The 14,381-nt window shown below is 64.2% G+C and carries 10 protein-coding genes and 3 rRNA genes; 1 reads left to right on the top strand and 12 read right to left on the bottom strand.

Annotated elements, in window-relative coordinates; all coding sequences use genetic code 11:
• Positions 1–24 precede the first annotated feature (24 nt).
• From recN to G6N53_RS18445, 7 genes are all read right to left on the bottom strand, one after another.
• Complete coding sequence (recN, locus tag G6N53_RS18475) at positions 25–1,803, bottom strand: DNA repair protein RecN (protein ID WP_163896064.1); 1,779 nt, start codon at positions 1,801–1,803, stop codon at positions 25–27.
• Positions 1,803–2,726: an NAD kinase gene (locus tag G6N53_RS18470; RefSeq protein WP_163890780.1), complete on the bottom strand. Its 924-nt coding sequence runs from the start codon at positions 2,724–2,726 to the stop codon at positions 1,803–1,805. The genes recN and G6N53_RS18470 overlap by 1 nt, the downstream gene beginning before the upstream one ends.
• Positions 2,723–3,532: a TlyA family RNA methyltransferase gene (locus tag G6N53_RS18465; protein WP_163890778.1), complete on the bottom strand. Its 810-nt coding sequence runs from the start codon at positions 3,530–3,532 to the stop codon at positions 2,723–2,725. The genes G6N53_RS18470 and G6N53_RS18465 overlap by 4 nt, the downstream gene beginning before the upstream one ends.
• Before the next feature lie 5 nt (positions 3,533–3,537).
• A complete protein-coding gene (locus G6N53_RS18460) occupies positions 3,538–3,705 on the bottom strand; it encodes a hypothetical protein (protein ID WP_163886477.1) in 168 nt (55 codons plus the stop codon).
• On the bottom strand, positions 3,702–4,730 hold the full coding sequence (locus tag G6N53_RS18455) for an HAD-IIA family hydrolase (protein WP_163890776.1): 1,029 nt from the start codon (positions 4,728–4,730) through the stop codon (positions 3,702–3,704). Before G6N53_RS18455 ends, G6N53_RS18460 begins: the two co-directional genes overlap by 4 nt.
• A gap of 1 nt (position 4,731) precedes the next feature.
• A complete protein-coding gene (locus G6N53_RS18450) occupies positions 4,732–5,556 on the bottom strand; it encodes a tetratricopeptide repeat protein (protein WP_163890774.1) in 825 nt (274 codons plus the stop codon).
• A 62-nt stretch (positions 5,557–5,618) separates the two neighbouring features.
• Positions 5,619–5,993: a MerR family transcriptional regulator gene (locus tag G6N53_RS18445; protein WP_163890772.1), complete on the bottom strand. Its 375-nt coding sequence runs from the start codon at positions 5,991–5,993 to the stop codon at positions 5,619–5,621.
• Positions 5,994–6,069: 76 nt separating this feature from the next.
• Between G6N53_RS18445 and G6N53_RS18440 the strand changes: the two genes are divergently transcribed.
• A complete protein-coding gene (locus tag G6N53_RS18440) occupies positions 6,070–6,546 on the top strand; it encodes an SRPBCC family protein (RefSeq protein WP_163890770.1) in 477 nt (158 codons plus the stop codon).
• A 51-nt stretch (positions 6,547–6,597) separates the two neighbouring features.
• Here G6N53_RS18440 and rrf read toward each other — a convergent pair.
• From rrf to G6N53_RS18415, 5 genes are all read right to left on the bottom strand, one after another.
• A 5S ribosomal RNA gene (gene rrf, locus G6N53_RS18435) occupies positions 6,598–6,711 on the bottom strand.
• Positions 6,712–6,829: 118 nt separating this feature from the next.
• Positions 6,830–9,945, bottom strand: a 23S ribosomal RNA gene (locus tag G6N53_RS18430).
• Positions 9,946–10,428: 483 nt separating this feature from the next.
• Positions 10,429–11,949: ribosomal RNA gene (locus tag G6N53_RS18425) — 16S ribosomal RNA — on the bottom strand.
• Together the 16S, 23S and 5S rRNA genes form the textbook arrangement of a ribosomal RNA operon.
• Positions 11,950–12,443: 494 nt before the next feature.
• Positions 12,444–13,724 (bottom strand): tyrosine--tRNA ligase, encoded by a 1,281-nt coding sequence (gene tyrS / locus G6N53_RS18420; RefSeq protein WP_163890768.1) that lies wholly within the window; start codon positions 13,722–13,724, stop codon positions 12,444–12,446.
• 19 nt (positions 13,725–13,743) lie between these two features.
• Positions 13,744–14,355 carry a DNA-3-methyladenine glycosylase gene (locus tag G6N53_RS18415; RefSeq protein WP_163890766.1) on the bottom strand — a complete coding sequence of 204 codons (612 nt, stop codon included), beginning with the start codon at positions 14,353–14,355 and terminating at the stop codon, positions 13,744–13,746.
• Between the last annotated feature and the right edge of the window lie 26 nt (positions 14,356–14,381).

The raw sequence follows: 14,381 nt of genomic DNA, 5'->3' as shown, positions 1-14,381 counted from the left end.
CTTCTTTTCACATCCGTCACACGGCTAGGAGACCTGCTCGCGCTCTCCCCGGGCGGCGTCGAGAAGCTCGCGGGCGTGCGCTCGGCCACTGTCGGACTCCCCCAGCCCGGCCAGCATCCGGGCCAGTTCGGCGACGCGACTGTCGTCGTCGAGGCGGCGCACCCCGCTGGATTTTGCGCGGTCGCCCTTGGTGCCGACGTCACCCTCGACGACCAGATGCACGTCGGCGTAGGCGGCGACCTGGGGCAGGTGGGTCACGACGATGACCTGGTGGGTGCGGGCCAGCCGGGCCAGCCGCCGGCCGATCTGGACGGCGGCCCGCCCGCCGACGCCGGCGTCGACCTCGTCGAAGACCATCGTGGTGCCCTCGGTCGAGGCGGCCAGCACCACCTCGAGCGCCAGCATCACCCGGGAGAGCTCACCGCCGGAGGCGCTCTTGTTCAGCGGCAGCAGGTCGGTGCCGCGGTGCGCGGCGAAACCGAACTCGACGGCGTCCACACCGTCGCGGCCGGCGTGCACGGTGGTGCCCGACGGCAGCGGTAGCGGGGCGGTGTCGTCGACACGCGCTTCGAGCGGGCCGACGGTGATGGTGAAGTCCGCACCGACCATCGCCAGCCCGGCCAGCTCCGCGGTGACGGCCTTGGACAGCCCCTTGGCTGCCTTGACCCGGACCTTCGTCAGCTCCTGGGCGGCGTCGACGACCTTGGCCTGCAGCCCGTCGACGCGGCGCTCCAGCTCTGCGAGGGTCTCTTCGGACACGTCGAGCTGGGCCAGCTGCTCCCGCGACTCCCGCGCCCAGGCCAGCACGCCGTCGATGTCGGCGGCGTACTTGCGCGTCAACGTCCGCAGCTCGGCCTGCCGCGCCAGCTTGGTCTCCAACGAGCTTGCGTCAGTGGGCAATTCGGACAGGAAGTGGCTGAGCTCGGCGGAGACGTCGACGAGCACCGTCAGGGCCGCGCCGAGTTGTTCGGACAGCGCCGCCAACGCGGCGTCGTCGGTGCCCTCCAGCACCGTGCGCGCCTGCCCGACCGCGGCCGCGGCGGAGAAGCCATCGGCCGGCCCCTCGTCGACTGCGCCGGACAGCGCCGCGTGGGCCGTCTGCACCGCCTCGCGCAACGAGTCCAGTTCCGACAGCCGGCGGATGTCACCGACCAGGGCGTCGTCCTCGCCGGGCTGGGGGGCCACGACGTCGATCTCGTTCAGCGCGAAGTGCAGCCGGTCGGCCTCCTGGGTCAGCTCGCGGGCGCGGCGGCGGCGGTCGTCGAGGTCGCGTCTGGCGGCGAGCCACTGGTCACGAACGGCGCGATACCGGTGCAGTTGCCGGGTGACGTCGGCGTAGCGGTCCAGCGCGGCGCGCTGCTGGTCGGGCCGCATCAGCCGCAGCTGATCGTTCTGGCCGTGCAGCGTCAACAACTCATTGGTGAATCCGCTCAGCGACTTGGCCGGCACGCTGCGGCCGCCGAGATACGCCCTCGACGGCCCGTCGCGGCTGACCGAACGGGCGGCGATGACGCTGCGGTCGTCGTCGCGCTCGGCCCCGGAGGAGTCCAGGATCTCGTCGACCTTGGTGGTCACCGCCTCGCCGAGGTCGTCGGTGACGAACCGGCCCTCCACCACCGCGCGGGCCGCGCCCGAGCGCACCTTCGTGGGGTCGGCGCGGGCACCGCCGAGCAGATGCAGCCCGCTCACCACCATGGTCTTGCCCGCACCGGTTTCGCCGGTGAGCACGGTCAGCCCGCCGTCGAACTCGGCGGTCGCAGCGCTGATGGCGCCCAGCGACTCGATATGGATCTCGGATAGCACTACGGTCCGCGCCACCCGGTGACCGGCAACCTGAATTTGCGCACCAGCCGATCGGTGAAGGGCGCGCTGTCCAGCCGCGCCCAGCGCAGCGGCGTGCCGCAGCGGGTCACCTCGAGCCTGCCCCCTGCCGGCAGCACCATCTCCCGTCGGCCGTCGCAGAACACCAACGCATCGTGGCCGTCCGCCTCGATCTCGATCGCAATCGAGGCCTCCGGGCTGGTCACCATCGGCCGGGCGAACAGCGCGTGGGCGTTGTTGGGTACCACCAGGATCGCTTCCAGGTCTGGCCACAGCACCGGGCCACCGGCCGAGAACGCATACGCCGTCGACCCGGTCGGGGTGGACACCAGCACGCCGTCGCACCCGAACGCCGAGACCGGTCGCCTGTCCACCTCGAGGACAACGCCGAGCACCCCCAGCCGCGGGCCCTTCTCCAGGCTGGCTTCGTTGAGGGCCCAGCCGCGGTCGAGGAGTTCTCCCCCGACCCGGATCGCCACGTCCAGCGTCATACGGTCCTCGACGACGTAGTCGCGTGCGATGACGCGTTCGAGAACCGAGTCGATGGAGTCCGCTTCGGCCTCGGCGAGGAAGCCGATCCTGCCCAGGTTCACCCCGAGCACCGGAATCTCGACGTTGCGGGCGAGGTCGGCGGCCCGCAGGAACGTACCGTCGCCACCGAGCACGAGCACCAGTTCGCAGCCTTCGGCGGCCAGTGGGTCGGCGTCGACGACCTCGATCTCCACCCCGAGGGCCCGCAGGTCGTCGGGCGCGAGGTGGACGGGGCCGCGGTCGACCGCCTCGGCGGAGAGTACTCGCAGCGCGATTCCGTTGTCGCCCAGCACCTTCTCGACGCGGCGCGCCACCTCGGTGGCTTCCTCGCGGCCGGTGTGCACGACAAGCAGAATGGTACGTTCGTGCGTCATTGCGGCCCCTCTTCGACGGCCTGCCGAATCGCGCCGTCAAGCGAATCCGCCGGCAGCGCTCGGTCGGTTTCGGCACGCAGGTGCAGGAAATACTCCACGTTGCCGGCGGGCCCGGGCAACGGGCTGGCGGCGACGGCGACGGCGTGCCAGCGCAGTTCGGCGGCGCGGCGTGCCACCGAGCGCACCGCGTCGGCGCGCAGCGCCGGGTCCGCCACCACCCCGCCGGCGCCCACCCGGGACTTACCGACCTCGAACTGTGGCTTCACCATGGGAACGATATCGGCGCCCGGGGAGGCACATGCAGTCAGCGCCGGAAGCACGGTCGCCAGGGAGATGAACGACAGGTCGGCGACGATCAAGTCCACCGGCCCACCGATCGTGTCGGCGGTGAGGTCACGTACGTTGGTGCGTTCCATCACCGTCACCCTCGGATCGGTACGCAGCGCCCAGGCGAGCTGCCCGTAACCGACGTCGACGGCGACCACCTCAGCGGCCCCGCGGTCGAGCAGCACCTCGGTGAACCCGCCGGTCGATGCGCCCGCGTCCAGACACCGCCGACCGTCGACCGGGATACCGAAGGCCTCGAGGGCCCCGAGCAGCTTGTGTGCTCCGCGGGACACCCACGACTGCTCGCCGAGGTCCACGACGGTCAGGTTGGCGCTCAACGCGATGGACGTCGCCGGCTTGGCCGCGGGCATCCCGTCGATGCTGACGCGGCCCGCGCCGATCAGTTCCGCGGCCTGCTGGCGCGAGCGGGCCAGACCGCGTCGTACCAGCTCGGCGTCCACACGAGCGCGCCGCGTCACGCGGATCAGCCCTTCTCGACCGATTCCAACGCCTGCAGCAGCAGTTCGTGCGCCTCCTCCAGGCGCGCAGCAACGGCGTCGAGGTCGGCTTCGCCCACCTCCGCCTGCTCGCCCAGGAGTTCGGCCACCTGGGCGCGAATCGCGTCGGGATCGTCGGTCATGTCGGTGTTCACGCTAGCGCACCGCTGCCGTCGGCAGCCGGGGCCAGCGACCAGCGCTGCAGGGCCAGTCGCGCCGTGTCGTCACCGGCCGAGATCGTCGTCGGGCGGCCGGTGTCGGCTTTCCAGACGGCATCGGCGATCACCCGGATCACCGATAGCGCATCGCCGGGATCCTGGTCGGTGGCCCGCACCGTGACCGTGCCGGTGTCGATATCGACGTGCCATCCCGGGTGCGGCCCGACGCGCAACATGGCGGAGTCCCCGGTGAGGGCCCGGAGGTCTTCGGCGATGTAGTCTGGTCGCTGCTCCGGGATCGCCCAGATCGCGTCCTTGGCGGTGTTCACCCCGCACATCACCATCAGGCTGGGCAGTTTCGCGGCGATGGCACCGGCGATGTCGGTGTCGAGACGGTCACCGATCACCAGTGGGGTGTCAAAATCGCCGCGGGACAGGGCATCTGCCATCAGTGCCGGCGCCGGCTTGCCGGCGACCTGGGGTTCCCGGTCGGTGGCGGTGCGCAGCGCAGCCACCATCGAGCCGTTGCCCGGCAGCAGGCCGCGCTCCGAGGGCAGCGTCTTGTCCACGTTGGCGGCGATCCACAGAGCCCCGGATCTGATCGCCAGTCCTGCCTCGGCGAGGTCGGCCCAGGCGGTCTCCGGGGAGTGCCCCTGGACCACGGCCACCGGGTCGTCCGACCACTGCCGCACCGGCGCCAGGCCTACATCGGTGACCTCGGCAGCCAGCGCTTCGGTACCGACGATCAGAACCTTCGCCCCGCCCGGCAGCTGGTCGGCCAGCATGCGTGCGGCACTCTGGGCGCTGGTGACGACATCGTCGGGTTCCGCGGTGAAACCCAGTTCGCGAAGGTGCTCGGCGACCTGAGCGGCGCCGCGGGAGGCGTTGTTGGTGACATACAGGATCCGCGACTCGACAACAGCCAGGGTCTCCACTGCACCCGGCGTCGGCTGGTGACCGCGGAACACCGTGCCGTCGAGGTCAAGCAGCAGGCAATCATGCTGCTGCGCAAGAGTACTCACCTCAGGACAGCTCCGTGATCCGCTCTTCGGCGTCAGTGACCCCTTCGACGTCGGCCCGGGCAGCGTTGAGGAACCATTCCAACGCCTCCTGCGCACGGCCGAGGGTCAGCAGCGTCTCGGCGTAGGTGTAGAACAGCCGGGCAGCGGTCTGGCCGGTCTGCGACGGATCCAGCGCCGGCGAGGCCAGAATGGCCAGCGCCTGCTCGTGCTGGCCCATGTCGGAGCGGGCGCCGGCCACCACGATCCGTAGTTCGTCGGCGTCGTCGCCGCTGAGTTCGGTGGCTTCCGCGCCGCGGGCGAGCTCTATCGCGCGTTCGGGTCGACCGATACCGCGCTCACAGTCGGCGATCAGGGCCAGCAGCGGCGAACGGCTGCCCATTCTGCGTGCTGCCCGCAGTTCTGCCAGTGCTTGTGCCCAGTCGCCGCAGTGGTAGGCCGCGATGCCGACCGCCTCGCGGATCGCGGCGATCCGGCCGGCGCGTGCCCGGGCGGCGCGGGCGTGTTCGAGTGCGGCTTCGGGATCGTCGTCGAGGAGTTCGCCGGCGGCCACCAGGTGACGGGCGATGACGTCTGCAGTCCCGCGGTCGAGCGTGGTGAGCTCACCGCGGATCTCCGGCGAGAGTTGTTTGGCGTCGATCTCGGCGGGAATCGGCGGCCCGGCGTCGCGGGCCGAATCAGCTGTCGGTCGGGGTTGGGCACGACGGGCGCGCTGCGGTCCGGAGACGCGCGGCGCCGATCGCTGATCACGGCCCGGTCGCTGGCCGCCGGCGCTCGAGTCGCGCTGAGTGCGCCGTTCGCCGCGACCGCCCTGGGTGTCCTGCGGCACGTAGGCCCTTTCCTATTTGGCTGCTCGCATTGATGCGTGCAGGCATAAGCGTAGCGGGACACCTATTGGACGTACTTCCCATGCCGGCGCGCGGTGTCTTCCAGGCGCTTCTGTTCCTGCAGCAGTATTCGACTGACTTCTGTCAGACCGGCGATCTGCTCTCGAACGCGCATACGTTTGGCAGCCAGCAATCGGGCGCCGTCGGCGCAGTCGATGTCGTGGGCGCGCAGTCCGTCGAGCACTTGCCGGATCTCGGTCAGGGAGAACCCCAGAGACTGCATGCTGCGCAGCAGCTTGATCTGCTGGACTAGGGATTCCGGATACTCCCGATAGTTGCCATGGGTGCGGGGTACCTCGCCGAGAAGCCCGCGACGTTCGTAATAGCGCAGGGCATGACGACTCACGCCGGTGCATTCTTCTAGTTCGCTGATCTGCATAGAGGTTTGACCGCTTGACTGTTGACCTAGGTCTACAGCCTAACCTTCCGCGGTTGGACATCAACGAGGAGGCGGGATGTATCTGCTGGCCAATTCTGTCGTCACTATTGGGTGCTCGCGCGCGAAGGCATTTGACTATGCGGCGGATCTAGAGAACTTCGGCGACTGGTTTCCTGGCGTGATCGGCATCGCCGCGGACGACGACCTGCCGTTCCCGACTCGGGGCAAGCAGTATCTGGAAACTGTCGCCATGCCACTGAGGGGCAAGCGGAGGGTGGCGATCCGCGTGGTCGATATCAACGTCCCTCACAGGGTGGCCACGGAAGGTGACCTGCCGTTGTTACTGCCACGCATGGAGATGGAATTCAGTGAAGTCGAACCGAGTTCATGTGAAGTCCGGTGGAGCATGTGGAGCCGCAATGGGACCGCCCTGGCCCGCAACACAGCGTTGCCCCTCGCCAGATGGGTGATGGGCAGGCGCGCCGATGTCGGGCTCGGCAATCTCAAATCGCGACTTGAAATCGACCAGATCCAGGATGGTGATTATCGATAGAAATGCCTTTGCCCCCCAATTGTGTTTGGGGGGCAAAGGGCTTTAATGTGTGTTCGGCGGTGTCCTACTTTTCCACCCGTGTGGGTAGTATCATCGGCGCTGGCAGGCTTAGCTTCCGGGTTCGGGATGGGACCGGGCGTTTCCCTGCCGCTATGGACCGCCGTAACTTTATTTTCACTCGTTTTTGAGTGCCACCCCGTGTTGTGGGGTGGAGGTGTTATTTGGTGGTGGGGTGTGAATGCGTGTTTGGGGCATTCGTGGTGTGGTTGCGAGGTTTTGTTGTTGTTGTAAGTTTTCGGCCGGTTAGTGCCAGTTCCCTGCGCCTATTGCTAGGTTTCTAGGTCTGGTCTATCGATCCCGTGGTCTGCGGGGGGCCTTATCCCACTGAATGGGTGAGAAGCCTGGTCTTGGAGGGGGTTTCCCGCTTAGATGCTTTCAGCGGTTATCCTGTCCGAACGTGGCTATCCAGCGGTGCCCCTGGTGGGACAACTGGTGTACCAGAGGTTCGTCCGTCCCGGTCCTCTCGTACTAGGGACAGGTTTCCTCAAGCTTCTGACGCGCGCGGCGGATAGAGACCGAACTGTCTCACGACGTTCTAAACCCAGCTCGCGTGCCGCTTTAATGGGCGAACAGCCCAACCCTTGGGACCTGCTCCAGCCCCAGGATGCGACGAGCCGACATCGAGGTGCCAAACCATCCCGTCGATATGGACTCTTGGGGAAGATCAGCCTGTTATCCCCGGGTACCTTTTATCCGTTGAGCGACACCCTTCCACTCGGGGTGCCGGATCACTAGTCCCGACTTTCGTCCCTGCTTGACATGTACGTCTCGCAGTCAAGCTCCCTTGTGCACTTACACTCAACACCTGATTGCCGTCCAGGTTGAGGGAACCTTTGGGCGCCTCCGTTACTTTTTAGGAGGCAACCGCCCCAGTTAAACTACCCGCCAGGCACTGTCCCTGAACCGGATAGACGGTTCGAGGTTAGAAGCCCAATACGATCAGAGTGGTATTTCAACAACGACTCCACAACCACTGGCGTGGCCGCTTCACAGTCTCCCACCTATCCTACACAAACCGTATCGAGCACCAATACCAAGTTGTAGTGAAGGTCCGGGGTCTTTTCGTCCTGCCGCGCGTAACGAGCATCTTTACTCGTAATGCAATTTCGCCGAGTCTATGGTTGAGACAGTTGAGAAGTCGTTACGCCATTCGTGCAGGTCGGAACTTACCCGACAAGGAATTTCGCTACCTTAGGATGGTTATAGTTACCACCGCCGTTTACTGGGGCTTAAATTCTCCGCTTCACCCCGAAGGGTTAACGGGTCCTCTTAACCTTCCAGCACCGGGCAGGCGTCAGTCCGTATACATCGTCTTGCGACTTCGCACGGACCTGTGTTTTTAGTAAACAGTCGCTTCTCACTGGTTTGTGCCACCCCCCACCGCTGCCCACCGCAAAGGGTGTTGACGGTACGGGGGTCCCCCTTCTCCCGAAGTTACGGGGGCATTTTGCCGAGTTCCTTAACCATAGTTCACTCGTACGCCTTGGTATTCTCTACCTGACCACCTGTGTTGGTTTGGGGTACGGGCCGTGTGTGCTCGCTAGAGGCTTTTCTCGACAGCATAGGATCACCGAATTCGCCTCAATCGGCTATGCATCACCTCTCAGGATATGTGAAACCCGGATTTACCTAGGTTCCTCCCTACAGGCTTACCCCAGTATTACCACTGACTGGTACGGCTACCTTCCTGCGTCACCCCATCGCTTGACTACTACCCATCCGGGTCCCGCGCAGCCGGCGAACCCCGCACCCTCGAAAGGGATTGGTGATCCACCATTTGGGCGGTTAGCAGAACAGATTCATCAGGGACGCCCACACACGGGTACGGGAATATCAACCCGTTGTCCATCGACTACGCCTGTCGGCCTCGCCTTAGGTCCCGACTCACCCTGGGCGGACTGGCCTGGCCCAGGAACCCTTGGTCTTTCGGCGGGCAAGGTTCTCACTTGCCTAATCGCTACTCATGCCTGCATTCTCACTCCCACACCCTCCACCACTAGATCACTCTGTGGCTTCACCGGATGCAGGACGCTCCCCTACCCAGCACAACAAGTGTGCTGCCGCGGCTTCGGCGGTGTGCTTGAGCCCCGCTACATTATCGGCGCACAATCACTTGACCAGTGAGCTATTACGCACTCTTTCAAGGGTGGCTGCTTCTAAGCCAACCTCCTGGTTGTCTCTGCGACTGCACATCCTTTTCCACTTAGCACACGCTTAGGGGCCTTAGCCGGCGATCTGGGCTGTTTCCCTCTCGACGCACGGAGCTTATCCCCCGCCGTCTCACTGCCGCATTACACCGTGTCGGCATTCGGAGTTTGGCTGACGTCAGTAACCTTGTGAGGCCCATCGGCCATCCAGTAGCTCTACCTCCGACACGAACACTGCGACGCTGCACCTAAATGCATTTCGGGGAGAACCAGCTATCACGGAGTTTGATTGGCCTTTCACCCCTACCCACAGCTCATCCCCTCAGTCTTCAACCTAAGTGGGTTCGGGCCTCCACAACATCTTACTGCTGCTTCACCCTGGCCATGGGTAGATCACTCCGCTTCGGGTCCAGAACACACCACTACACCACACACTGTTGTGTGGATACGCCCTATTCAGACTCGCTTTCGCTACGGCTACCCCACACGGGTTAACCTCGCGACATGTCCCTGACTCGCAGGCTCATTCTTCAAAAGGCACGCCATCACCCCACCACGAAGGAGGGCTCTGACGGATTGTAAGCGCACGGTTTCAGGTACTATTTCACTCCCCTCCCGGGGTACTTTTCACCATTCCCTCACGGTACTAATCCGCTATCGGTCACTGAGAAGTATTCAGGCTTACCGGGTGGTCCCGGCAGATTCACAGCAGATTCCACGGGCCCGCTGCTACTCGGGGAACCTGTGACAGCAGATAACGTGTTTTCGCCTACGGGGCTCTCACCCACTACGGCAGACCATCCCAGGCCACTTCGACTAACACACTATTTTATAACTGCTGCTCTCCTCGGCGGAGGAAAGAACACAGACCCCACAACACCGCACACACAACCCCCGCCGGGTATCACATGCACACGGTTTAGCCATCCTCCGCTTTCGCTCGCCACTACTCACGGAATCACTTTTGTTTTCTCTTCCTACGGGTACTGAGATGTTTCACTTCCCCGCGTTCCCCCCCGCACCCTATGTATTCAGGTACGGGTGACACGACATCACTCGCGCCGGGTTTCCCCATTCGGACATCCTCGGATCCACGCTCGGTTGGCAGCTCCCGAGGCATATCGCAGCCTCCCACGTCCTTCATCGGCTCTCAGTGCCAAGGCATCCACCATGCGCCCTTAAACACTTACAACACAAAACCAAAAAAATGAGTCATCACCCACACACCACACCCACCCCCGAAAGAGCAGACACCATGTGCGGGTATCAGAAAAATTTGCATTACATCCAAGAACACAACCCCAAAAAGGCTGTGCCTCTTGATGCTCGCAACCACTATCCACAAATCAAACACCACACCCCACCACCAAAGCAGGGCAACAACAAGAACCCCCACCCCCGAACAAACCCGGGAAGCAAAGGCCGGCATCCACCCCTCAACAGAGGCAGACCCGCGGGCTTGTTGTCTCAAAGCCCAATAGTGTGTCCGGCAGTCATTCTCGACCAGGAATCGAACCCCCGAAAGGATCCTCCCGACCTGGTCAGTTGCTTGTTGTCTAACTTTATGCACCAGACCCCCACCCACTACAGGCGAAGGGCCATCCACAGAATCGCCCAGACAATCCCGAACCCCCACACGATGTGGGCGGGCACTGAGTCTTGTGGTGCTCCTTAGAAAGGAGGTGATCCAGCCGCACCTTCCGGTACGGCTACCTTGTTACGACTTCGTCCCAATCGCCGATCCCACCTTCGACGGCTCCCTCCCACAAGGGGTTAGGCCACCGGCTTCGGGTGTTACCGACTTTCATGACGTGACGGGCGGTGTGTACAAGGCCCGGGAACGTATTCACCGCAGCGTTGCTGATCTGCGATTACTAGCGACTCCGACTTCACGGGGTCGAGTTGCAGACCCCGATCCGAACTGAGACCGGCTTTGAAAGGATTCGCTCCACCTCACGGCATCGCAGCCCTTTGTACCGGCCATTGTAGCATGTGTGAAGCCCTGGACATAAGGGGCATGATGACTTGACGTCATCCCCACCTTCCTCCGAGTTGACCCCGGCAGTCTCTCACGAGTCCCCACCATTACGTGCTGGCAACATGAGACAAGGGTTGCGCTCGTTGCGGGACTTAACCCAACATCTCACGACACGAGCTGACGACAGCCATGCACCACCTGCACACAGGCCACAAGGGAACCGACATCTCTGCCGGCGTCCTGTGCATGTCAAACCCAGGTAAGGTTCTTCGCGTTGCATCGAATTAATCCACATGCTCCGCCGCTTGTGCGGGCCCCCGTCAATTTCTTTGAGTTTTAGCCTTGCGGCCGTACTCCCCAGGCGGGGTACTTAATGCGTTAGCTACGGCACGGATCCCAAGGAAGGAAACCCACACCTAGTACCCACCGTTTACGGCGTGGACTACCAGGGTATCTAATCCTGTTCGCTCCCCACGCTTTCGCTCCTCAGCGTCAGTTACTGCCCAGAGACCCGCCTTCGCCACCGGTGTTCCTCCTGATATCTGCGCATTCCACCGCTACACCAGGAATTCCAGTCTCCCCTGCAGTACTCCAGTCTGCCCGTATCGCCCGCACGCCCACAGTTAAGCTGTGAGTTTTCACGAACAACGCGACAAACCACCTACGAGCTCTTTACGCCCAGTAATTCCGGACAACGCTCGGACCCTACGTATTACCGCGGCTGCTGGCACGTAGTTGGCCGGTCCTTCTTCTGCAGGTACCGTCACTTTCGCTTCGTCCCTACTGAAAGAGGTTTACAACCCGAAGGCCGTCATCCCTCACGCGGCGTCGCTGCATCAGGCTTGCGCCCATTGTGCAATATTCCCCACTGCTGCCTCCCGTAGGAGTCTGGGCCGTATCTCAGTCCCAGTGTGGCCGGTCACCCTCTCAGGCCGGCTACCCGTCGTCGCCTTGGTAAGCCATAACCTCACCAACAAGCTGATAGGCCGCGGGCCCATCCCACACCGCAAAAGCTTTCCCCCACCAGTCATGCAACCAGCAGGAAATATTCGGTATTAGACCCAGTTTCCCAGGCTTATCCCAAAGTGCAGGGCAGATCACCCACGTGTTACTCACCCGTTCGCCACTCGAGTACCCCGAAGGGCCTTTCCGTTCGACTTGCATGTGTTAAGCACGCCGCCAGCGTTCGTCCTGAGCCAGAATCAAACTCTCCAAACAAAACCCTCTCGCACCCACAGGCACAAGCAGAATCCGAATCAGAACAAGCCTGACCTAACAAACAGACACCAAAAACTGGCATCCAAAAAACAGTCACACCCCCAAACGGGAAAATGCAGGCATGACCAAAAAACAAACAAAAACCACCAAACACACTATTGAGTTCTCAAACAACACACCCGCCCAGCCGCGCCACCGAACCCGCGGCTAAAGCCGCGTTCTGGTAGTGCGGACGGTCAGGAAACCACCGAAGTGGTGCTTTCCCTCTGGGAGGCCGTCGCGCTCTGCGGGCTGGGCCCGCGCTGCGACGACTTCAACAAGTTACGTGAGGGAAAACTGAGAGTCAAATGGCCTGCTAGGGCGTGTTTTTCAACCTCGCCCCTGCGCGCGCACCGTGTGGTGCGTCGACTCCTGAACAAGCTCAACGACGCTGCGCCCGGGATTGTTCCCGGACGACTGCTCAAGCCTGTGACCACAGCTTTCGGTGCGGTGAGTCATTCAACGCGCTCGACGCCGGCGATATTCCGCTTGCCCCGGCGCAGCACCAGCCACTTGCCGTGCAGGAAGTCCGACTGCTGCGGAACCCAGTCGTCTGTGGCGATCTTCACGTTGTTGACCGAAACACCACCCTCGGCGATGGTCCGCCGCGCGGCGCCCTTGCTCGCCGACAGTCCACTGGCGACCAGAAGATCGGTGATGGTGGCCGGACCACCGGCGACGAACTCGGCCACTGACGCCTCGCGCAGCGCTGCGGACAGCGTGGCCTGGTCGAGTTGGCCGAGTTCCCCGCGGCCGAACAGAGCCTGGCTGGCGTGTTCCACCGCCGCCGTCGCCGCATCGCCGTGCACGAGGTCGGTGAGTTCCCGGGCGAGCCGCCGTTGGGCCGCCCGTTCGTGCGGGCGATCGGCAGTAGCCTGCTCGAGTTCGGCGATCTCGTCGGCGGACAGGAAGGTGAACCAGCGCAGGTACGGGATCACGTCCGCGTCCGCGGTGTTGATGAAGTACTGGTACCAGGCGTACGGGCTGGTCATGTCGGGGTCCAGCCACAGGCTGCCGCCGCCGGTGGACTTGCCGAACTTCTTGCCCTCGGAGTCGGTCACCAGCGGCGTGGTCAACGCGTGCGCCGTGGCGCCGGCCTTCTGCCGGACCAGTCGCACACCGGCGATGATGTTGCCCCACTGATCGGACCCGCCGATCTGCAGCGTGCACCCGTAGCGCTGGTGCAACTCCACAAAATCGTTGGCCTGCAGCAGCATGTAACTGAACTCGGTGTAGGAGATCCCCTCGCCGTCGAGCCTGCGCCGCACCGTGTCCCGGTCGAGCATGACGTTCACCGAGAAATGCTTGCCGATGTCTCGGAGGAACTCGATCGCGGACAGTTCACCCGTCCAGGCCAGATTGTTGGCGACCACGGCCCCGGTGGGCGAGTCGTCGAACTCCACGAAGCGCTCCAACTGACCGCGGATGCGTCCCGACCACTCGGCGACGGTGTCGGCGGTCTGCAGAGTGCGTTCGCCCACGTCGCGCGGATCCCCGATCATCCCGGTGGCCCCGCCGGCGAGCACGATGGGTCGGTGACCGGCCCGCTGGAAGCGCCGCAGCGTCAGCAGCGGGATCAGATGTCCGGCGTGCAGGCTCGGCGCGGTCGGGTCGAAACCGGAGTACACCGTCACCGGGCCGTCGGCCAGCGCTGTAGCCAGTGCCGCACGGTCGGTGGACTGCGCGACGAGCTCACGCCATTCCAGTTCGTCGAGGATGGAAGCCGCAGAAGTCACGGGTTCTGATCCTTCCGTACTAGTCACTCCGGCCGGGAGCCGGTGCCCGAGGGCTGCGCCGATACGCCGACACCTCCGGGTGTCCTGCCAGCCACATCCGCCACGGTCTGTCGGCGGCCTTGCTGACGCCGACCCTGGGCCCCGTCATGCCGGTCTGCCCCTCACCCAGCTCGAGCCGGACCTCAGCGTGCGGATCACAGAGGTCGGTCCCGTTGTCCTCCATGGTGATCCCGAGTGCCGAGCACAGGTTGCCCGGGCCGCGCGCCAACCCGGGCGCACTCACCCGCTCCCCCCGCCGGACGCGGGCGGTCTCGGCACCGGACTGGATCACCGCAGCTCGTAGCAGCACCGCACCGGCGACCCCGTCCGTCGCGCAGACCACGTTGGCGCACACGTGGATGCCGTGACTGCGGTAGGTGTAGAGCGATCCCGGCGGGCCGAACATCACCGCGTTGCGCGGCCCCGGGCCCCGGAACGAGTGCGCTGCGGCGTCGGGCCAAGGGCCGTCTGCCGGTCCCCCGTACGCCTCCACCTCGACGATCACCGCGCTGACCTGGCGGCCGAAGAGCACCGAACCCAGCAGCAGGTGCGCGGCTGCCAGCGGGTCGACCGCCAGACGCTCGACTGCCATCGCCGTCACTTTACGGACCGGTATTG

It is taken from the genome of Mycolicibacterium hippocampi, from assembly GCF_010723735.1.
GTDB lineage: Bacteria > Actinomycetota > Actinomycetes > Mycobacteriales > Mycobacteriaceae > Mycobacterium > Mycobacterium hippocampi.
This window is presented reverse-complemented; position numbering and strand designations above follow the sequence as displayed.

Excerpts from the sequence above, each read along its gene's own strand:
- G6N53_RS18445 (WP_163890772.1), bottom strand. The coding sequence starts at position 5,993 with ATGCAGATCAGCGAACTAGAAGAATGCACCGGCGTGAGTCGTCATGCC.
- G6N53_RS18415 (WP_163890766.1), bottom strand. The coding sequence starts at position 14,355 with ATGGCAGTCGAGCGTCTGGCGGTCGACCCGCTGGCAGCCGCGCACCTG.
- G6N53_RS18470 (WP_163890780.1), bottom strand. The coding sequence starts at position 2,726 with ATGACGCACGAACGTACCATTCTGCTTGTCGTGCACACCGGCCGCGAG.
- G6N53_RS18440 (WP_163890770.1), top strand. The coding sequence starts at position 6,070 with ATGTATCTGCTGGCCAATTCTGTCGTCACTATTGGGTGCTCGCGCGCG.